The following is a 20,281-nucleotide window of genomic DNA, read 5'->3' on the forward strand; positions in this document are numbered from 1 at the left end:
ATGTCGATCGACCACCGCCTCTCCCCCGAGCACGAGGAACTCCGCCGCACCGTGGAGGAGTTCGCGCACGCCGTCGTCGCGCCCAAGATCGGGGAGTTCTACGAGCACCACGAGTTCCCTTACGAGATCGTCCGCGAGATGGGCCGGATGGGTCTGTTCGGGCTGCCCTTCCCCGACGAGTACGGGGGGATGGGCGGCGACTACCTCGCCCTCGGACTCGCCCTCGAGGAGCTCGCCCGGGTGGACTCCTCCGTGGCGATCACCCTGGAAGCGGGCGTCTCCCTGGGCGCCATGCCCGTCTTCCGGTTCGGCACGGAGGAGCAGAAGCGCGAGTGGCTGCCGCGGCTGTGCTCCGGCGAGATCCTCGGGGCGTTCGGGCTGACCGAGCCCGAGTGCGGCTCGGACGCCGGCGGCACCCGGACCACGGCCCGGCTCGACACGGCCACCGACGAATGGGTGATCAACGGCACCAAGTGCTTCATCACCAACTCGGGCACGGACATCACCGGCATGGTGACGGTCACGGCCGTCACCGGCCGTAAGCCCGACGGAAGCCCGGAGATCTCCTCGATCATCGTGCCCTCCGGTACGCCCGGCTTCACCGTCGCCGCCCCGTACTCGAAGGTCGGCTGGAACGCCTCCGATACCCGCGAACTGTCCTTCTCCGACTGCCGGGTCCCGGCGGCGAACCTGCTGGGCGAGGAGGGCCGGGGCTACGCCCAGTTCCTGCGGATACTGGACGAGGGCCGGATCGCGATCTCCGCGCTGGCCACCGGCCTCGCCCAGGGCTGTGTCGACGAGTCGCTGGCGTACGCCAAGACCCGGCAGGCGTTCGGAAGGCCGATCGGAGCGAACCAGGCCATCCAGTTCAAGCTGGCGGACATGGAGATGCGGGCGCACACGGCGCGTATCGCCTGGCGCGATGCCGCCTCCCGGCTGGTGCACGGCGAACCGTTCAAGAAGGAGGCGGCGCTGGCCAAGCTCTACTCCTCGGAGATCGCCGTGACCAACGCGCGGGAGGCCACCCAGATCCACGGCGGATACGGGTTCATGAACGAGTACCAGGTGGCCCGTATGTGGCGTGACTCCAAGATCCTGGAGATCGGCGAAGGCACGAGCGAGGTCCAGCGCATGCTGGTGGCCCGCGAGTTGGGGCTCGTCGGCTGACCTCCGCGGCTGACCTCCGCCCCGACGACGGCCGTACGCGGCCTCGGCGCCGCGCCACACCCGGCGCCGCGCCCGCGGCCCGCCGCCGGGGCCGCGGCAGCGGTGCTCGCCGCACTTCTCGCCCCGGCGGCGCGGCTGGTACCGGCGCGATAGTGGGGGTGCGGTCACGGGCGGCGCCGGCCGGCCCGGGGAGCCGGGCTCACCGACCCGCCGCGCGTACCAGCCGGGCGAGGGGCCGCCGCACAGGTGGCGTCGGCCCGGTGACCGACCCGGGAACCCGCCGAGCGGTCACCGCGCGGGCCACGGCACCTGGGGCGAGCGGTAGTAGTCGATGCCCAGTGCCGACCAGCGTGGCCCCTGCGCGGCGAGGCGGCTGCGGTAGGAGTCCCAGTTGTGCGTGGACACCGGCGACCAGCCCAGTTCCGCGATGCCCGGCAGCCGCGGGAAGGCCATGAACTCGATGTGGTCGCTGGTCGAGAGGGTCTCCGACCACAGCGGAGCCTCCACTCCGAGCACGGCCGAGGACGGTGCGCCCTTGACGTAGCTGCCCGGGTCCCAGTCGTAGGCCTGACGGACCTCGACATGGCCCGCCCACTCCAGCCCGAGCGGGGTGTCCTTGGTGTACTTCATATCGAGATAGGCACGGTTGGCGGGCGAGAGCACCAACCGGGTCCCCGACGCGGCCGCGTCCACGACCTCCTGCTCGGCGCCGGAGGTGCCCCAGTACTGTGCCACCGCGCGCTCGGCGGGCCTGGCCCCGGTCAGCTGGTGCCAGCCGACGACCGTCTTGTCGTACCGGGCGACGGTCCGCTGCGCCCGGTCCATGAAGGCGACGTAGTCCTCATGGCTGGTCGAGTGGGCCTCGTCCCCGCCGATGTGGAGATAACGGCCGGGCGTCAGCGCGGCGAGCTCCCTCACCACGTCATCCACGAAGTCATAGGTGACGTCCTTGGGCACGCACAGCGAGCTGAAGCCGACATTCGTGCCGGTGTAGAGCGGCGGGGCGACGCCGTCGCAGTTCAGCTCGGCATACGACGCCAGGGCCGCGTTGGTGTGCCCCGGCATATCGATCTCCGGGACCACCTCCAGATGGCGGTCGGCGGCGTAGCGCAGGATGTCGCGGTAGTCGCGCCGGGTGTAGTGGCCCCCGGGGCCGCCGCCGACCTGGGTGCTGCCCCCGTGGGCCGCCAGCCGGGGCCAGGAGTCGATGGCGATACGCCAGCCCTGGTCGTCCGACAGATGCAGATGCAGCTTGTTGATCTTGTAGAGCGCCAACTGGTCGATATAGAGCTTCACCTGATCGACGGTGAAGAAGTGCCGTGCGACATCGAGCATCGCACCGCGGTAGGCGTAGCGCGGGGCATCGGTGATCGTGCCACCTGCGACCTTCCAGGGGCCCGGCCGGAGGCCGTCCTCCTCGATGGAGGCGGGCAACAGCTGCCGCAGGGTCTGGATGCCGTGGAAGAGCCCTGCCGCTCTGCGCGCGCTGATGATCACGGAGTCGCGGGAGGAGTGGAGGCGGTAACCCTCACCGCCCAGCCCTCCGTCGTTGGCGCCGAGGGCACGGGCACCGAGCCGGAGCACGATGCCGCCGCGCCCGCCCTGCGAGGTGACGGGCAGGGCGTAACCCGTGGACGGGCGCAGCACCCGCGCCAGGTACTCCCCCGCCTTCCGGGCCTCGCGCGAGTGACCGGGCACCCGAATACGGGTCCCCGCGCCGATCTCGTACGGCAGGCCGCCCGGCCGGACGGAGGCGGGTGCGGGCACGACCCGGCCGAGCGGGGTGACGCCTGCGCCGTCATGAGCCGGCGCCGGTACGGGGGCAGCGGCTCCGGTGGCCGTCGCCCCCGCCGGCACCACGAGGAGGAGGGAGCAGAGCAGCAGGGGCAGTCGTCTCACTGAGCAGTCCCTTCGACGATCTTCGAGGGGGGCTACGTACCGGCGGATGGAGCGACCGCACGGTCACCATGAGTACCGCGAGCCTCACACATGGTCAAGGTGTAGACCTTTTCGGAGTCCACGTGTCACGAACCCTGGAGCAAGCGACCAGGACAACACGAGCACGCCGACGCTCCTCGGACACCACCGGGTGAGGCGATCCCCGGCGATCCGGACCGCTCGCCACCCCGATGGCCCACCCTTCGACCCGCCCCTGCCCGATATCGGGCAGGTTTCTTGCAAAAGTGGTGCCGCCACAGCAATATCAACGGGTGCTCGATCGCCCCGCGTCCCATGACGACCTCGTCGACCACCTGGTCCGCAGCACGCCGCTCCAGCGCGGCGAGGCAGCCCGGGTGGTGCTGGACGTGCTGGCGTACTTCGACGAGACGATCGAGGCGTTCGTCCGCCGCCGCCACCGCGAGCTGCAGGCCAGAGGGCTGAGCAACGCGGACATCTTCGAGCGGATCACGGAGGAGCTGCCGTATCGCGCGGTGGCGCCGCCCGAGCTCTCGCTGCGGCAGCTACGCCGCATCGTCTACGGCTGATACGGCTCACGCAGCCGGACAGCGGCCGGCCGGCCGACGCCCGACGGCCGGCCGACAACGGAACAGCTGAACCCGACCCGGCCGACCCAGCCAGTCGGGCCCCGAACGAAGCAACGTGGAACGTGGGAGGGACAGGTCCTATGTGCGGGATCGTCGGATATATCGGTAAGCGCGATGTCGCTCCGCTGCTGCTGGAAGGCCTGCAGCGACTGGAGTACCGCGGCTACGACTCCGCCGGCCTGGCCGTCAGCGGCAAGAGCGGCGCCCTGAAGACCGTCAAGGCCAAGGGGCGAGTGCGCGAGCTGGAAGCGAAGCTCCCCAAGCGCTTCACCGGCACCACCGGCATCGCCCACACCCGCTGGGCCACCCATGGTGCGCCGAACGACGAGAACGCCCACCCCCATCTGGACACCGACGGCAAGGTCGCTCTCGTTCACAACGGCATCATCGACAACGCCTCCGAGCTGCGCGCCAAGCTCACCGCCGACGGTGTCGAGTTCGCCTCCGAGACCGACACCGAGGTCCTCGCCCACCTCATCGGCCGCTCGCAGGCCGAGACGCTCGAGGAGAAGGTGCGCCAGGCGCTGCGGCTGATCGAGGGCACCTACGGCATCGCCGTACTGCACGCCGAGTTCCCGGACCGGATCGTCGTCGCCCGCAACGGCTCTCCCGTGGTGCTGGGCATCGGCGAGCACGAGATGTTCGTCTCCTCCGACGTGGCCGCGCTCGTCAGCCACACGCGCCAGGTCGTCACCCTGGACGACGGCGAGATGGCCACCCTGAAGGCCGACGACTACCGCACGTACACCACCGAGGGCAGCCGCACCACCGCCTCCCCGACGACCGTGGAGTGGGCAGCCGAGTCGTACGACATGGGCGGCCACGACACGTATATGCACAAGGAGATCTCCGAGCAGGTCGACGCCGTGGACCGCGTGCTGCGTGGCCGGATCGACGACCGCTTCTCCACCGTGCACCTCGGCGGGCTGAACCTGGACGCCCGCGAGGCGCGCGGCGTGCGGCGGGTGAAGATCCTCGGCTGCGGCTCGGCCTACCACGCCGGGCAGATCGGCGCCCAGATGATCGAGGAACTGGCCCGTATCCCGGCCGACGCCGAGCCGGCGAGCGAGTTCCGCTACCGCAACGCCGTCGTCGACCCGGAGACGCTCTACATCGCGGTCAGCCAGTCCGGTGAGACATACGACACACTGGCCGCCGTTCAGGAGCTGAAGCGGAAGGGCGCCCGGGTCCTGGGCGTCGTGAACGTCGTGGGCAGCGCCATCGCCCGCGAGACCGACGGCGGCGTGTACGTGCACGCGGGCCCGGAGGTCTGCGTCGTCTCCACCAAGTGCTTCACCAACACCGCTGTCGCCTTCGCCCTGCTCGCCCTCCACCTCGGCCGGATCCGGGACCTCTCCGTCGCCGACGGGAAGCGGATCATCGCCGGCCTGCGCAAGCTGCCCGACCAGATCGCCGAGATCCTGGGCGACGAGGAGAAGATCAAGAAGCTGGCGGCCGAGTACGCGGGGGCCAAGAGCATGATGTTCGTCGGTCGGGTGCGGGGCTTCCCGGTGGCGCGTGAGGCCTCCCTGAAGCTCAAGGAGGTGTCGTATGTGCACGCCGAGGCCTACCCGGCCTCGGAGTTGAAGCACGGGCCGCTGGCGCTGATCGAGCCCGAGGTGCCCACCGTCGCGATCGTCCCGGACGACGACCTGCTCGAGAAGAACCGGGCGACGCTGGAGGAGATCAAGGCCCGCAGTGGCCGGATCCTGGCCGTGGCGCACCGGGAGCAGGAGAAGGCCGACCACACGATCGTGGTCCCTCGCAACGAGGTGGAGCTGGACCCGATCCTGATGGGCATCCCGCTGCAACTCCTCGCCTACCACTCGGCGCTGGCGCTGGGCCGGGACATCGACAAGCCGCGGAACCTCGCGAAGTCGGTCACGGTCGAGTAGGCCGCCACCCCTCGCCGACCGGCGGCGTCGACGGCGAGGGGTACCGAGAGGAGATCGCGCGGATCGAGTCACGGGGCTCGGTCCGCGCGACTCATGGCACGGCTCGAACACACCACCCGGAAACACGGCTCGAAATACACGTTCGGAACTCGGCTCGAAAACGCGGCTCCACCACGGGTTCAGAACACGTGAGGAGAATCACGCGCGCCAGCCATCGGCGCCATCCGCCGTGTCCCGGACAGCGATTGAGGGCGTTGAAGGCGTCGAGCTACGGGATCACCACGACGGGGCGTTGGGCCCGCCGCGCAAGACGTCCCGCCACCGAGCCGAAGATCCGGCCGACCAGTCCATGGGTGGAGCCGACCACGATCGCGTCGGCGGAGTATTCCCGGCCGACCTCCTCCAGCTCGTGGCAGATGTCCCCGCCCCGTTCCACGAGGATCCAGGGGACCTCGCCGAGATAGTCCGCGCAGGCGAGTTCGAGGCCGAGCACTTCGGTGCGGTGGTCCGGCACGTCCACGAAGACCGGCGGTTCGCAGCCCGCCCACACGGTCGTCGGCAGTCGGTTGGCCACATGCACGATGATCAGGCCGGACCGTGAGCGCCGGGCCATGCCGATGGCGTAGGCGAGGGCTCGCTCACTGGAGGTGGAGCCGTCGAAGCCGACGACCACTCCATGCTGGAACGCCGGATCGCAGGAGTGGCGTGTCTCTTCCGCCGCTTCGAGGTTCGCCGTGGGATCAGCGACCTGCTTGCGGTCCGCGGGTTCGGGGATTTCGTGACCGGCCATCGGTGTCTCGGCGAAGGAAGTCCTCGTGGAAGGGAACGACGGTTGACGGAGCGGGGTCGGAGCGGGTGGATAGTCCGGGAATCATCTTCCCAAGCCCTTACCCACAAGGGTACGGCGACACTCCCCGCCTGCCCAGGGCCTGCCCCGTCGAGCGGGGCGAACCACCGCGGCAGCCGCTCGCGCGGCTTCCGGGAGCATGCCGGAGCCGAGCCCGTAGCGCAATGCCTCCCGACGATCCCACCGTGCCGCTCGGCACCGACGGGCCCTCCGCGGGAGGCTTACCGCCACCGGAAACCGCGGGCCCTGCGGCCGGGCCTCCATCTCCCGCCGGGACACGGAGGGCGCTGCCCTGGCGAAGGGGGCACGGGAAGCACGGGGGGCCAGAGGACCCGGGGAGCGTACGCCGGGAGTTCCACAGTATCGCCCGCGCGACACCGAGTCTTTTCGGCCAACTTCGCGCCACCGTACCCGCCTTGCAGAACCGTGCCGCCAACCCCCGTTCGACCTGCGGGGGAAAGGGGCGCCAGCGGCGCACGCACCCTACAGTGATGGGGCAAGGGCGGGAGGCGTACTTCCCAGCGGCGCTGCCGAGTGCAACGCTTCGTGATCGAATGCTTCACGCCAAGTTGTCATGTCGACATAGCGGTGGGTGGTGAACTTGTCACGCCGACCTCGTACGACACAGTAGATTCGATCTTGGCCATTCACGGCGGGGGACTTGTGCAGGACCGAGGGGAAACGTGCAGGACCGAGAGGACGCGACCACCGAGGGGGGCTTAGAGCCATGAGCCAGGACTCCACGACCGCACCGGAGGCCGCGCGGAAGCTGTCCGGACGCCGCCGCCGGGAGATCGTCGCAGTGCTGCTCTTCAGCGGCGGGCCCATCTTCGAAAGCTCCATCCCGCTTTCCGTGTTCGGCATCGACCGCCAGGACGCGGGAGTCCCGCGGTACCGGCTGTTGGTGTGCGCCGGTGAGGACGCCCCGCTGCGGACCACAGGGGGGCTCGAACTGACCGCGCCATACGGCCTGGAGGCGCTGGCCAGGGCCGGCACCGTGGTCGTACCGGCCTGGCGGTCGATCACGTCGCCACCACCACCGGAGGCGCTGGAGGCGCTGCGCCGCGCCCATGAGGAGGGCGCGCGGATCGTCGGGCTGTGCACCGGGGCGTTCGTGCTGGCCGCGGCCGGGCTGCTGGACGGCCGGCCGGCCACCACGCACTGGATGTACGCGCCGACGCTCGCCAAGCGGTATCCATCCGTCCATGTGGACCCGCGGGAGCTCTACGTGGACGACGGGGATGTGCTCACCTCCGCCGGGACCGCGGCGGGCATCGATCTGTGCCTCCATGTGGTGCGCACGGACCACGGCACCGAGGCGGCCGGCGCACTGGCCCGCCGCCTCGTCGTACCGGCGCGCCGCAGCGGCGGGCAGGAGCGCTACCTGGACAGGTCTTTACCCGAGGAGATCGGCGCGGACCCGCTCGCCGAGGTCGTCGCGTGGGCGCTCGAGCATCTGCACGAGCAGTTCGACGTGGAGACCCTGGCCGCCCGCGCCTATATGAGCCGCCGCACGTTCGACCGGAGGTTCCGTTCCCTCACTGGGAGCGCTCCCCTCCAGTGGTTGATCACTCAGCGGGTACTCCAGGCCCAGCGGCTCCTGGAGACCTCCGACTACTCCGTCGACGAGGTGGCCGGGCGCTGCGGATTCCGCTCGCCGGTCGCGCTGCGCGGCCACTTCCGGCGGCAGCTGGGGTCCTCCCCGGCGGCCTACCGGGCGGCGTACCGCGCGCGGCGACCGCAGAACAGCACGTCGGAGCGGCCGGACCACCGGCTGGAGACCGCCGAACAGCGGCATGCCGAGCCGGTGGGCGCCTCCGTCGGGCTGCGCAGTTCCGGGTCGGTTGGCGGCCCGTCCGCGGGGTCCGACCGGGGTAAGCCGGACTCCGATGTGTATTTTCCCCGCCTCCCGGAGCAGGGCGGCGGCCGGAATCCGGGGCGCCCGGCGGTGCCCGGTCAGCGGGACCGCCCCGTAGGGTGAGACACATGAACGATCGCATGGTGTGGATCGACTGCGAGATGACCGGCCTCTCGCTGTCGGGTGACGCACTCATCGAGGTGGCCGCGCTGGTCACCGACTCGGAGCTGAACGTACTCGGCGAGGGTGTGGACATCGTGATCCGCCCGCCCGCCGAGGCGCTCGTGAGCATGCCCGAGGTGGTGCGGCAGATGCACACCTCCTCCGGGCTGCTCGCGGAGCTGGACGGCGGCACGACGCTGGCGGACGCCGAGGCGCAGGTGCTGGCGTACATCCGCGAGCATGTACCGGAGCGCGGCAAGGCGCCGCTGTGCGGAAACTCGGTCGGCACGGACCGCGGCTTCCTGCTGCGCGACATGCCGAAGCTGGAGGATTATCTGCATTACCGGATCGTGGATGTGTCGTCGATCAAGGAGCTGGCCCGTCGGTGGTACCCGCGGGCGTACTTCAACAGTCCGGAGAAGAACGGCAACCACCGGGCTCTCGCCGATATCCGCGAGAGCATCGCCGAGCTGCGGTACTACCGGGAGGCGGTCTTCGTGCCGCAGCCGGGGCCGGACTCGGAGACAGCGAAGGTCATCGCGGCGAAGCATGTGCTTCCCGCGAAGGTCCAGGCGGAGTAACGCCTCGCTCCCGGGCGGCCCAAACCCGGGAGCGAGCACCCCCGGGGACCCTGTACACTTTTTCTCGGCCGGTGCGAAAAGAAGCGCCGGTCGTGGTGGGTATAGCTCAGCTGGTAGAGCACCTGGTTGTGGTCCAGGATGTCGCGGGTTCGAGTCCCGTTACTCACCCTGAACGATCAAGGCCCGGCTTGTGGAAACAGGCCGGGCCTTCCTCGTACACGAGGTGCGCCAGGAGCTGCGGGAACACGGTGGGAACATCCGCTGGATAGGTCCCTCTCGTCCGGCGGACCGGGGCTCGGCGCCTCAGGACGAGCGCGGAACCCGTTCAGGACGGGTCCGGAACAAGCCGAGGACGGGCTCACGACGACTTCCGGATCACGAGCTCGGTGGGCAGCACGAGCTGCGGCCGTGCGAAGGTGCGCTCGGCGATCTCCTCCAGGAGGACCCGGGCCATCGCCCGCCCCATCTCCTCGGTCGGCTGACGGACGCTGGTCAGCGGCGGATCCATATGACGGGCGACAGCCGAGTCGTCGAACCCGACGAGGGCCACATCCTCGGGAACCCGCCGGCCTGCCTCGCGCAGCACCTGCCGGGCGCCCGCCGCCATGACGTCGGAGGCGGCGAAGACGGCATCGGGACCGGGCCCCCGGCCCAGCAGCTCGCGCATCGCACGGCGGCCGCCGTCCTCGGTGAAGTCGGCGGCGGCGACCATGGCCTCGTCGACCGCAAGGTCCGCGTCCCGGTGCGCCCGGTGATAGCCGTCGAGCCGGCACTGGGCCACGTACATGTCGCCGGGGCCCGTGATCGTGGCGATCCGGCGGCGGCCGCGCTCGATCAGGTGCTCGACCGCCGCGCGGGCGCCTCCGACATTGTCCGAATCGACGTACGAGACCGACTCACGGGCCGAGCGGCGGCCGCTGAGCACGGCGGGCATCTCGATCCTCTCCAGAAGGTCGGGGAGCGGGTCATCGGCGTGTACGGAGACCAGCAGGACGCCGTCGACTCGGTGCCCGCTCAGATACTGGGCGAGTCGCTGGCGCTCCTTGGGCGTACGGATCAGGGTGAGCAACAACTGCAGGTCGGTGTCGGCGAGTTCCGCTCCGACGCCACGGATGATGTCGGAGAAGTACGGCTCGGCGAAGAGTCTCGTCTCCGGCTCGGGGATGACGAGGGCGACGGCATCGGCGCGGTTGCCGGCGAGCGCGCGGGCGGCCCGGTTCGGCACATATCCCAGATCGGCGACGGCCTGTTCGACCGCGGCTCGGGTCCGGGCACTGACCCGTGGCGAACCATTGATCACCCGGGAGACGGTGCCTCGGCCGACTCCGGCGCGCGCGGCGACCTCCTCCAGGGTGGGTCTGCCACCCCTCCGTCCGATCGGTGCCATGTCCGCCTCCAGCCATAAGCCTTACATCGGGCGCCGCTGTGCCATTCAACATCACTTCGAGCTCGGCACGTTGCCTGCGCTCGCAGCCTTGACACCTCCACCGAAAACCCGCAACTCTTCAACACATCACGTCTGGGAGCGCTCCCAAGCTACCGGAGTCATCCGGAGTCATACCCATCCCGTACGTTCCCCGCCCGAGCCGCAGCTCCACCCTCTCCCTCTCCACATTCCCTGGCCGGGAGGGTACGTCCGTGCGCCGAGGAGGACGCAAATGCGCTCGAAGTCCCGTACGTCCCGCCGGGTGGCGGTCCTTTCGACCGTCGCCGCACTGGCCGCCGGCCTGCTCGCCGGCTGTGCCGAGGACCGCGAGGAACCGGGGGCGGCGAACCCGGGCGGCAAGGACAGCCGGGGCAGGACGACGGTCACGGTGGGCGTCTTCGGGGTCTTCGGCTACAAGCAGGCCGGACTGTACGACGAGTACGAGAGGCTGCACCCGGACGTCACGATCAAGGAGACCTCGATCGAGCGTGTCGACCAGTACTACCCGAATCTGCTCACCCATCTCGGAACCGGCAGCGGACTGCAGGACATTCAGGCCGTGGAGGTCGGCAATATCGCCGAGGTCGCGGCACGGCACTCCGCCGAGTTCGTCGACCTCGGCCAGGCGAAGGGTGTCGACAGAAACAGCTTCGTGCCGTGGAAGTGGGGGCAGGCGACGGCGAAGGACGGCAGAATGGTGGGCCTGGGGACCGACATCGGGCCGATGGCGATCTGCTATCGCAAGGACCTGTTCAAGAAGGCCGGGCTGCCGACCGCACGCGAGAAGGTCGGGAAGCTCTGGGCGGGCGACTGGCGGAAGTACCTCGGGACCGGCCGGGACTACATGGCGAAGGCACCGAAGGGCACGGCCTTCGTCGACGCCGCGGGCGGGGTCTACAACGCCGCCGTCTCGGGCAGCACCGAGCGCTATTACACCAGGAGCGGCAAGCTGATCTACAAGAACAGCCCGGCGGTCAAGGACGCCTGGAACCTGGCGATGGAGATCATCGACGGGGGAATGACCGCCAAGCTCAAGCAGTTCGACAAGGCCTGGGACCAGGCGTACGCGAACGCGCGCTTCGCCACCGTCCCCTGCCCGCCCTGGATGCTCGGCTACATCAAGGAGAAGGCCGGGGACAAGGGGGAGGACCAGTGGGACATCGCACCGGCGCCCAAGCCCGCCAACTGGGGTGGCTCCTTCCTGACGGTGCCGGAAGCGGCGAGGAACAGGACCGAGGCGGTCAAGCTGGCCGCCTGGCTGACCGCACCGGAGCAGCAGGCAAAGCTCTTCGAGAAGCAGGGCAGCTTCCCCAGCTCCCAGGCCGCGTACGGCCTCCCCGCGGTAGCCGGTGCCCGGCACGAGTACTTCGACGACGCCCCCATCGGCACGATCTTCGCCGAGGCGGCCAAGGGCATCCCGACGCTCGTCCTGGGTGAGAAGGACCTGACCATCCAGACGGCCATCACCGACGTCGGCATCCTGCAGGTCGAGCAGCAGGGGAGGACCCCCGCCGACGGGTGGGCGGCAGCGGTGAAGAACATCGACAACGCGCTGGACCAGTGACCGGGATGGCCGTCCAGTCCCGTACGGTCGCGCCTCCCGCAGGGCAGGGGGGCGCGCCCCTCCGCGCGGACCGCGCAGCGGAGCGGCGCAGCCGCCGCTACCGCCGCGATGTGCGCTGGAGCCCGTACGCCTTCGTCGCGCCCTTCTTCCTCTTCTTCAGCGCCTTCGGGCTGTTCCCTCTCCTCTACACCGGCTGGTCCTCCCTGCACCGGGTCTCGCTGCACGACCCCACGGCCATGGAGTGGGCGGGGCTGCACAACTACACCCGGCTGCTGGAGGACGAGTTCTTCTGGAACGCGCTGCGCAACACCTTCACCATCGGAGTGATGTCGACTGTTCCCCAGCTGCTGATGGCGCTCGGAATCGCCCACCTCCTCAACTACCGGCTGCGCGGCTCGACGTTCTTCCGGGTGGCGGTGCTCACGCCGTACGCCACCTCGGTGGCCGCCGCGACGCTGGTGTTCGTGCTGCTCTTCGGACGCGACTACGGGATGGTCAACTGGGCGCTGGGGCTGATCGGCATGGATGGCATCGACTGGCAGAACGGCGAGTGGAGTTCACAGCTGGCGGTGTCCTCGATCGTGATCTGGCGGTGGACGGGCTACAACGCACTGATCTATCTGGCCGCCATGCAGGCCGTACCCAAGGATCTGTACGAGTCGGCGGCCCTCGACGGAGCGTCCCGGTGGCAGCAGTTCCGCCATGTGACGATTCCGTCGCTGCGGCCGACGATCCTGTTCACCGTCGTCGTCTCCACGATCGGAGCCACCCAGCTCTTCGGTGAACCGCTGCTCTTCGGCGGGGCGGGCGGCGAGAAGGGCGGCGCCTCGCACCAGTTCCAGACGCTGGGCCTGTATCTGTACGAGCAGGGATGGTTCAACTTCCATCTCGGCCGGGCCGCCGCCATCGCCTGGACGATGTTCCTGATCCTGCTGCTGATCGCCGCGGTCAACTGGTTGATCGTGCGCCGGCTGCGGAAGAGCCGGTGAGGAGGCGCCATGACGGCCGTACACGCGGTTAAGACCGGTAGATCTGGTAGATCCCGTAAGTCCGGTAGTGCCGGTAGGCATTTGCATGGCGGCAGAATCACCTATGCCGTACTGATCGTCTTCACCGCGGGCTCCCTCTTTCCCCTGGTGTGGACGGCGATCGCCGCCTCCCGCACCACCACACGCCTCGCGGAGACCCCGCCGCCCTTCTGGTTCGGCGGCAATCTCCTCAAGAACATGGAGACGGCCTGGAGCAACGCCAACATGGGCCTGGCGCTGTTCAATACGACCCTGGTGGCTGGAACGATCACGGTCGGCACGGTGCTGTTCTCGACGCTCGCCGGATTCGCCTTCGCCAAGCTCCGTTTCCGGCTCAAGAACCTCCTGCTCGTGCTGACCATCGGCACCATGATGGTGCCGCCCCAGCTGAGCGTGGTGCCGCTCTTCATGACGATCGCCGAGCTGGAGTGGACGAACCAGCTCCAGGCGGTGATCCTGCCGACCCTCGTCGGCGCCTTCGGGGTGTTCTTCATGCGGCAGTACCTCATCGAGGCACTGCCCACCGAGCTGATCGAGGCGGCCCGGATGGACGGCGCCAACAGCCTGCGGGTCGTCCTCCACGTGGTCTTCCCGGCCGCTCGCCCCGCGATGGCCGTACTGGCCATGCTGACGTTCGTCCAGGCGTGGAACGACTTCTTCTGGCCGATCATCGCGCTGACCCAGGACAACCCGACCGTGCAGGTCGCGCTGACCGGTCTGGGCCGCGGCTACATTCCCGACCAGTCGGTCATCATGGCCGGTGCCCTGCTCGGCACCCTTCCGCTGCTGCTCGCCTTCACCCTCTTCGGCAAACAGATCGTCGGCGGCATCATGCAGGGCGCGGTCAAGGGCTGACCTTCCTCCCGGTATCGGGCTCTCCCCTTCTTCCCGTCTCCCCTTCTTCCCGTCTCCCCTTCTTCCCGTCTTCCCGTCTCCCCTTCTTCCCGTCTCCCCTTCTTCTCGCCCATCGCTTTCCGACTCTCCATGGGAGCGCTGTCATGACGTACCGCTTTCCGCCCGGCTTCCTGTGGGGCGCCGCCACCGCCGCGTACCAGGTCGAGGGTGCCGCTCAGGAGGACGGCCGCACGCCCTCCATCTGGGACACCTTCAGCCATACGCCCGGCAAGGTGGCCGACGGCGACACCGGTGACATCGCCGTCGACCACTACCACCGCTTCCGTGACGACGTGGGTCTCATGGCGAAGCTGGGGCTCGGCGCCTACCGTTTCTCCGTCTCCTGGCCCCGAGTGCAGCCCACGGGCCGGGGCCCCGGCTTCCAGCGCGGCCTCGACTTCTACCGGTCCCTCGTCGACGAGCTGCTCACCCAGGGCATCCAGCCGCTGCTGACGCTCTACCACTGGGATCTGCCGCAGGAACTGGAGTCGGCGGGCGGCTGGCCCGAGCGGGACACCGCGTACCGCTTCGCCGACTACGCGGCGATCGTGGCCGACGCCCTCGGCGACCGCGTCGAGATGTGGACGACTCTCAACGAGCCCTGGTGCAGCGCCTTTCTGGGCTACGGGTCGGGAGTGCACGCCCCCGGCCGCACCGATCCGGTGGCGGCCCTGCGCGCCGCACACCATCTCAACCTCGCCCACGGCCTCGGCGCCCAGGCGCTGCGCTCCGCCCTGCCCTCCCGCGGCCGGCTCGCGGTCAGCCTCAACCCCGCTGCCGTACGGGCCCGTACGCAGGCGCCCGGGGATCTCGACGCTCAGCGGCGGATCGACGCCCTCGCCACCCGTATCTTCAGCGATCCCATGCTCCACGGCCGGTATCCGGCCGACCTTTTCCAGGACACCGCGCGGCTCACCGACTGGTCGTATGTCCACGACACCGATCTGGCCGTCATCAAGCACCCCCTGGACGCGCTGGGCATCAACCACTACACGCCCTCAGTGGTATCAGCCGCCACCGACAATCGTCCTCCGCGCACGGACGGCCATGGCGTCAGCGAGCATTCCCCCTGGCCCGGTGCCCAGCATGTCGCCTTCCACCAGCCGCCCGGCGACCTCACGGCGATGGGCTGGTCCGTCGATCCGAGCGGCCTCTACGACCTTCTGATGCGCTTCACCCGGGAGGCTCCGGGCCTGCCCCTGATGATCACCGAGAACGGCGCGGCGTACGAGGACCGGCCCGATACCGACGGCGCCATTCACGACCCCGAGCGGATCGCCTACCTCCGCGCCCATCTGGCCGCCGTCCACCGTGCGATCGGCGACGGCGCCGACGTCCGTGCCTACTTCCTCTGGTCCCTGATGGACAACTTCGAGTGGGCCTACGGCTATGCCAAGCGGTTCGGCGCGATCCATGTCGACTACCCGACCCAGACCCGCACACTCAAATCCAGCGCCCGCTGGTATGGCGAAGTCGCCCGTACGGGAGAGCTCCCCGCGGGTTAGACAGGGGCGCGCCCCGGCCGGTTGGGGGCCCGGCCGGGGGCGCGCTCGTGGGGGGTGGCTTGTGGGGAGTGGCTCGTGGGGGTGGCTCGTGGGGGTGGCTTGTGGGGGGTGGTTCGTGGGGGTGGTTCGGATGCGAAGAGGTTTCAGCCGCCGTACGTACCCAAGGCCTTGGTGAAGGCCAGCTCGTCCTGAAGGATCGAGCTGCACGTCGCGTCGGCGGAGTTCTTCTCGCCGCCGGGGCACTGCTTGTCGCGGGTCGAGGACCACATCGACAGCCAGCCCAGGTTCTTGGACTCGGCGAACGTCACCAGCTGCTTGGCGTCCTCGACCTTGAAGATCTCGGTCGTGACGTCATTGACGCCGATCATCGGGGTGACGGCGACGGCCTTCCATGCGGCCGCGTCCGACAGACCGAGGACGCTCTTGATCTGACCCTGCGTGGCGGTGGCCGCCTCGATCGCGTACTGGCCCATGTCGCCGCTGAACGCGGGCCCGTAGTCCATCGCCATGATGTTCACGGCGGAGATCTTGACCCCGTTCTTCTTGGCGTCGGCGACCAGGTCCACCCCGTCCTGGGTGAGTCCGGAGGGCAGCACCGGCAGGGTGAAGGACACATCGAGGCCGCTGTGCTTCTTCTGCAGCGCGGCGATGGCCTGGGCGCGGCGGGTGTTGGCCGCGTCGTCGGGCAGCGCGCCGCCCTCGATGTCGAAGTCGACCTTGGTCAGCTTGAAGGTGTCGACGACCTTGCCGTACGCCTCTGCCAGCTCGGGGGCCGAGGAGCAGGCCACCCCCAGCTCGGAGCCGGCCGCACCACCGAACGACACACGCACATCGCCGCCCGCCTTGCGGAGTTCACCTATCTGGGCGGCCACCTCGTTGCCGTCCACATCGGTCACCCCGCCCCATTTCGGGGTGCAGCCGCCGCCGGACGTGATGAAGGCCAGGTTGAACTCCTTCACCCCGGTCTTCTTCGCGGTGTCCACCATGTCGTAGGCGGGGTGGAGCGAGGTGTCGATGTACGGGGCGAAGCCCTTGCCCGCCGCGGTGCCCGAGCCCGGCTGGGAGGTCTGGCTCGGGGACACGGTGGCCGTGGGCTCGGCCGTCTGCGTGGGCTCCGCCGTCGGTTTCTTCGTCGGCGAGGGGGTGGCCGTCGGCTCAGCGGTCCTCGTCGGGCGGCCGCTCGGCTCCGGGGTGGCGCCGTCGTCGGCCGAACACTTCACGTTGTTGATCAGACAGCCCTTGGGGCCGGCCGCTTTCGCGACCGAGGTGGCGACGAACCCGACGGTCACCGACTTGCCCGGGGCTATCTCATCGCTCCAGGCGGCCGGCTTCACCGTGATGTGCTGCCCGTCGGCGGTGTGCTTGGCGTTCCACAGCGAGCTGAGCTTCGTCCCGGCCGGCAGGTCGAACTCCAGCGTCCAGCCCTTCAGAGCCTTGTCCGAGTCGTTGGTGATGACGTACTGCCCGGTGTAGCCGCCGCCCCAGTCACTCGTCTTGGTGTACGCCGCGCCGACTGAGGCGGCCTGTGCCGCCCCGGCAATCACGAACGCGCCGCCGCTCACCGCGGCCGCGGTCACGATCGCGCCGATCATCTTGGTCCTGCGGCTCATCGTGCGCCGGTGCGTCCTGCTCATCCGCGTGCCTGCCTCTGTCGTACGGGGGGTGGGTGCGTGAGCACGCTAGCGAGCGGGAAACGGACAAAAGCCAAGATCGACCCGGGTGGCCGACTTCTTATGGCGCCCTTAAGGACGGGATCGGCGACGATTAATCGTGGAGGCCAAAGCAGCCCGTGGACGGCCCGGTTGGCGGCTCTGCCGGGCGATCCGGTGTCCCCGGCGCCCCATGGAGGGCCGCCTTCCGCCGAGGGCGAGCCAGACCCGCACCTCCGTACCACCGAGCACCGAGCGTCCGATCCGTACGTCCCCACCGGTGGATTCCGCGAGCCGGCGCACGATGTCCAGCCCGAGCCCGGTCGAGCCGGGCCTGCCGTCGCCCTGCCCCCGGCGCAGCGCCGCGTCCGGGTCCTCGATGCCGGGCCCCGCGTCCGAGACGAGCACGATCACCGCGTCGTCCGCGGTGTGCACATCCACGGCGAAGGCGGTGCCCTCAGGGGTGTGCCGGAAGACATTGCCGAGCATCGCGTCGAGAGCGGCGGCGAGTTCGGGGCGCGCGACAGGAATCCGTACGGGGCGTTCGACGCCCGCGAGCCGTACCGTACGGCCCTCGTCCTCCGCGAGCGCGGACCAGAAGGCCATCCGCTCACGGATCACTTCGGATGCGTCACAGCCGGCGAGAGGGCTCTGGGTCTGCGGCTTCTGGTCGCGCGCGGTGCGGATGATCCGGTCGACCTCGCTCTCCAGCTGGGCGACGGCCGCCCGGGTCTGGTCGGCGGCCGGACCGTCGCCCAGGGAGGCGGCGTTGAGCCGCAGCACGGTCAGCGGGGTACGCAGCCGGTGGGAGAGGTCGGCGGCCAGCTCCCGTTCGTTGGCGAGCAGCTGTACCACCTGGTCGGCCATGGAGTTGAAGGCGATCGCGGCCGCCCGCAGTTCGGCGGGGCCCTCCTCGGGCACGCGCGCGCCGAGCTTTCCCTCGCCGAGGTCCTGGGCGGCTTCGGCCAGTTCCTCGGTGGGGCGGACCATCCGGGTCCCGAGCCGGTCCGCGATCGCGACCGAGCCGACGACCAGCGCGAGGCCGACCACGGCGAGCACCAGCCAGGCGGTGCTGACGCCGTTGGTGACCTCGCCGTAGGGCACGAACACCTCGACGACGGCGACCTTGCCGGTCCCGACGGCCGTCGGCTGGAGCAGCGCGAACCCGCCGGGGACGGACGCGATGGAGGCACGGCCCAGCCGGGTCGCCGTCGCCAGCTCCTCCTCGGTCGCCCGCCGTTCACCGATCTCCACCGCGCCGCCCGCCCCCGCCCGCCCGTCGGCGGGTGGTACATGGACGGCCATCCGGCCCTCGGCGCCGGCCGTGGTGCTGGCGACCGCGCGCAGCAACTGCGGGCGGTCGGTGGTGATGGCGAGGGCCGGGCCGATGGTGGCGGCCTGCCGCTCGGCGTTGGAGAACGCCCGGTCGCGCGCCATCTCCTTGACGACGAGCCCGAGCGGTACGGCGAACGCCAGAACGACCATGGTGGTGATGGCCAGGCTCACCTTGACCAGGGCCCACCTCATGACGGCGGCTCCAGCTTGACCCCGACTCCGCGCAGTGTGTGCAGATAGCGCGGGCTGGCGGCCGTCTCGCCCAACTTCCGGCGCAGCCAGGACAGATGGACGTCGATGGTCTGGTCGTCGCCGTAGGACTGCTGCCACACCTCGGCCAGCAGCTCCCGCCGCGGTACGACCACACCCGGCCGCCCGGCCAGGAACGCCAGTAGGTCGAACTCACGGCGGGTGAGATCCAGGGAGACCCCGCCCAACTCCGCCTGACGCCGCATCGGATCGATCGTCAGCCCGCCGACGCGGATCACGCTGGGCGGCGACTCGGCCCCCGAGCGTGAACGACGCAGCACCGCGGCCATACGGGCGGACAGATGCTCGACCGAGAACGGCTTGACCAGGTAGTCGTCAGCCCCGGCGTGCAACAGCCGGACGATCTCCGCCTCGTCGTCGCGCGCGGTGGCGATGATCACCGGGACGTCGGTGATGCCGCGCAGCATCTTCAGGGCCTCCGAACCATCGAGGTCGGGAAGGCCCAGATCGAGGATGACGACGTCGAATCCGACGTGCGCCACCTCGCGCAACGCCTCCAGGGCCGTGCCGACGCTCCGTACGGTGTGGGAGGCCTCGGTCAGGTGCCGGATGAGGGCGGAACGCACGAACTGGTCGTCCTCGACCACGAGCACACTTGCCATGGGCGGCACCGTACGCCATGGGAATGATGATCGTCCTGCACACTTCATCCCACCGCACGCGCGCATGGGGCAGTATGAGCCAGATGCAACGAGGACTCATTCACGCCGCAGCTTGGTCGCTCGCCACGGGCGCTGCCGTCACGCTGTCGTGGTGGGGCGTCCACACCGTGCTCGCGGGCACGGCCTACGATCCGCCGCGCGCGCTCCCCCTTCAGGGCGACACGACCGTACGCAGCGGCGAGGCGGAAGCCCAGTCCTCGTCCACGCATCGCCCGAAGTCGCCCTCTCCCTCGGCCCCGACGTCGCGCAAGCCGTCGAGCACCCCCGCGAAACCCACTCCCCGGCCCACGCGGAAATCGCCCGCCCCGGCCGCGGGGAACGTGAAGAGCTACCCGGTGGAGGGTGGGCGGGTGGTGTTCGACCTCGGCCGGTCCTCGGCGAGTCTGGTCTCGGCGACTCCGGAGGCGGGCTGGCGGATGCAGGTCTGGAAGCAACCCGAGTGGATCCGGGTGGACTTCACCGCGGGCGCGGAGACGACGTCCGTGTTCTGCACCTGGAACGGCCATCCCCCCACGGTGCAGACGAGCCGCTGACGCCGCGTCGGCGAACTGTGCCCGCCGCTGCCGGGCCCGGCCTCCCCCAGCTACCTCCCCCGGCCGGAGGCGGGGGGAAGTGCCCCCAGCCGCGGTGCCCGATCGACCAGGCCCTCCCCCGGCCTTCGACTCGGGGACCCCGGAGGCCGATCCGCCGGCCTGCAGCCGACCGCGCCGGCTCACCTCGCCGCCAGCCCGACGGCCTCTAGGGCGTGTTTCGAAAGTCCCTCCCCCAGACTCCGTCCGGGAGGTGCCCCCAGGCCCGCGACGCCTGGCACGCACGCTCGCTGCGTTGTCGGGCTCGTCCGAGTACGCCCAGTACGAGGACGACCTCCCCCAGCCTCCGGCCGGGGGTACCC

At 69.9% G+C, this 20,281-nt stretch carries 16 protein-coding genes and 1 tRNA gene; 11 read left to right on the forward strand and 6 right to left on the reverse strand.

The annotated features are described in order from the left end of the window. Positions 1–6 precede the first annotated feature (6 nt). Positions 7–1,167, forward strand: a complete 1,161-nt coding sequence (locus ACTWQE_RS13295) for an acyl-CoA dehydrogenase family protein (RefSeq protein WP_443329150.1) — start codon at positions 7–9, stop codon at positions 1,165–1,167. A 288-nt stretch (positions 1,168–1,455) separates the two neighbouring features. Here the strand turns inward: ACTWQE_RS13295 and ACTWQE_RS13300 are convergent, their stop codons facing one another. Beyond that, on the reverse strand, positions 1,456–3,066 hold the full coding sequence (locus ACTWQE_RS13300; RefSeq protein WP_443329111.1) for a beta-N-acetylhexosaminidase: 1,611 nt from the start codon (positions 3,064–3,066) through the stop codon (positions 1,456–1,458). Positions 3,067–3,377: 311 nt separating this feature from the next. On the opposite strand from ACTWQE_RS13300, the gene ACTWQE_RS13305 reads away from it, so the two are divergent. Continuing rightward, a complete protein-coding gene (locus ACTWQE_RS13305; RefSeq protein WP_443329112.1) occupies positions 3,378–3,653 on the forward strand; it encodes a hypothetical protein in 276 nt (91 codons plus the stop codon). Positions 3,654–3,793: 140 nt separating this feature from the next. Continuing rightward, positions 3,794–5,608: a glutamine--fructose-6-phosphate transaminase (isomerizing) gene (glmS, locus tag ACTWQE_RS13310; protein ID WP_443329113.1), complete on the forward strand. Its 1,815-nt coding sequence runs from the start codon at positions 3,794–3,796 to the stop codon at positions 5,606–5,608. A 268-nt stretch (positions 5,609–5,876) separates the two neighbouring features. On the opposite strand, the gene ACTWQE_RS13315 is transcribed toward glmS, so the two are convergent. After that, complete coding sequence (locus tag ACTWQE_RS13315; protein WP_443329114.1) at positions 5,877–6,398, reverse strand: universal stress protein; 522 nt, start codon at positions 6,396–6,398, stop codon at positions 5,877–5,879. 784 nt (positions 6,399–7,182) lie between these two features. Here ACTWQE_RS13315 and ACTWQE_RS13320 point away from each other — a divergent pair. From ACTWQE_RS13320 to ACTWQE_RS13330, 3 genes are all read left to right on the forward strand, one after another. Further along, positions 7,183–8,436, forward strand: a complete 1,254-nt coding sequence (locus ACTWQE_RS13320; RefSeq protein WP_443329115.1) for a helix-turn-helix domain-containing protein — start codon at positions 7,183–7,185, stop codon at positions 8,434–8,436. Between the two features lie 5 nt (positions 8,437–8,441). Further along, positions 8,442–9,056 (forward strand): oligoribonuclease, encoded by a 615-nt coding sequence (gene orn, locus ACTWQE_RS13325; protein WP_443329116.1) that lies wholly within the window; start codon positions 8,442–8,444, stop codon positions 9,054–9,056. Positions 9,057–9,151: 95 nt separating this feature from the next. After that, positions 9,152–9,224 (forward strand) — tRNA-His (locus ACTWQE_RS13330). Between the two features lie 190 nt (positions 9,225–9,414). Here ACTWQE_RS13330 and ACTWQE_RS13335 read toward each other — a convergent pair. Beyond that, complete coding sequence (locus ACTWQE_RS13335) at positions 9,415–10,443, reverse strand: LacI family DNA-binding transcriptional regulator (protein ID WP_443329117.1); 1,029 nt, start codon at positions 10,441–10,443, stop codon at positions 9,415–9,417. Positions 10,444–10,714: 271 nt separating this feature from the next. Here ACTWQE_RS13335 and ACTWQE_RS13340 point away from each other — a divergent pair, with 271 nt between their 5' ends. From ACTWQE_RS13340 to ACTWQE_RS13355, 4 genes are all read left to right on the forward strand, one after another. Then, on the forward strand, positions 10,715–12,046 hold the full coding sequence (locus ACTWQE_RS13340) for an ABC transporter substrate-binding protein (RefSeq protein WP_443329118.1): 1,332 nt from the start codon (positions 10,715–10,717) through the stop codon (positions 12,044–12,046). Between the two features lie 5 nt (positions 12,047–12,051). Next, the gene (locus tag ACTWQE_RS13345; RefSeq protein ID WP_443329119.1) at positions 12,052–13,035 is read left to right on the forward strand and encodes a carbohydrate ABC transporter permease; all 984 of its coding nucleotides are present in this window, start codon (positions 12,052–12,054) and stop codon (positions 13,033–13,035) included. A 9-nt stretch (positions 13,036–13,044) separates the two neighbouring features. Continuing rightward, positions 13,045–13,929, forward strand: a complete 885-nt coding sequence (locus tag ACTWQE_RS13350; RefSeq protein WP_443329120.1) for a carbohydrate ABC transporter permease — start codon at positions 13,045–13,047, stop codon at positions 13,927–13,929. A 143-nt stretch (positions 13,930–14,072) separates the two neighbouring features. Further along, positions 14,073–15,473, forward strand: a complete 1,401-nt coding sequence (locus ACTWQE_RS13355) for a GH1 family beta-glucosidase (protein ID WP_443329121.1) — start codon at positions 14,073–14,075, stop codon at positions 15,471–15,473. Positions 15,474–15,616: 143 nt separating this feature from the next. Here the strand turns inward: ACTWQE_RS13355 and ACTWQE_RS13360 are convergent, their stop codons facing one another. From ACTWQE_RS13360 to ACTWQE_RS13370, 3 genes are all read right to left on the reverse strand, one after another. Beyond that, entirely contained in the window at positions 15,617–17,107 is a 1,491-nt protein-coding gene (locus tag ACTWQE_RS13360) for a cellulose binding domain-containing protein (protein ID WP_443329122.1), read from the reverse strand. 108 nt (positions 17,108–17,215) lie between these two features. Beyond that, positions 17,216–18,649: an ATP-binding protein gene (locus ACTWQE_RS13365; RefSeq protein WP_443329123.1), complete on the reverse strand. Its 1,434-nt coding sequence runs from the start codon at positions 18,647–18,649 to the stop codon at positions 17,216–17,218. After that, entirely contained in the window at positions 18,646–19,329 is a 684-nt protein-coding gene (locus ACTWQE_RS13370; protein WP_443329124.1) for a response regulator transcription factor, read from the reverse strand. The genes ACTWQE_RS13365 and ACTWQE_RS13370 overlap by 4 nt, the downstream gene beginning before the upstream one ends. A 74-nt stretch (positions 19,330–19,403) precedes the next feature. On the opposite strand from ACTWQE_RS13370, the gene ACTWQE_RS13375 reads away from it, so the two are divergent. Further along, positions 19,404–19,922 carry a hypothetical protein gene (locus ACTWQE_RS13375; RefSeq protein ID WP_443329125.1) on the forward strand — a complete coding sequence of 173 codons (519 nt, stop codon included), beginning with the start codon at positions 19,404–19,406 and terminating at the stop codon, positions 19,920–19,922. The last annotated feature ends 359 nt before the right edge of the window (positions 19,923–20,281 follow it).

Source organism: Streptomyces sp. 8N706 (assembly GCF_052245415.1).
In the GTDB taxonomy this organism is placed as follows: Bacteria; Actinomycetota; Actinomycetes; order Streptomycetales; family Streptomycetaceae; genus Streptomyces.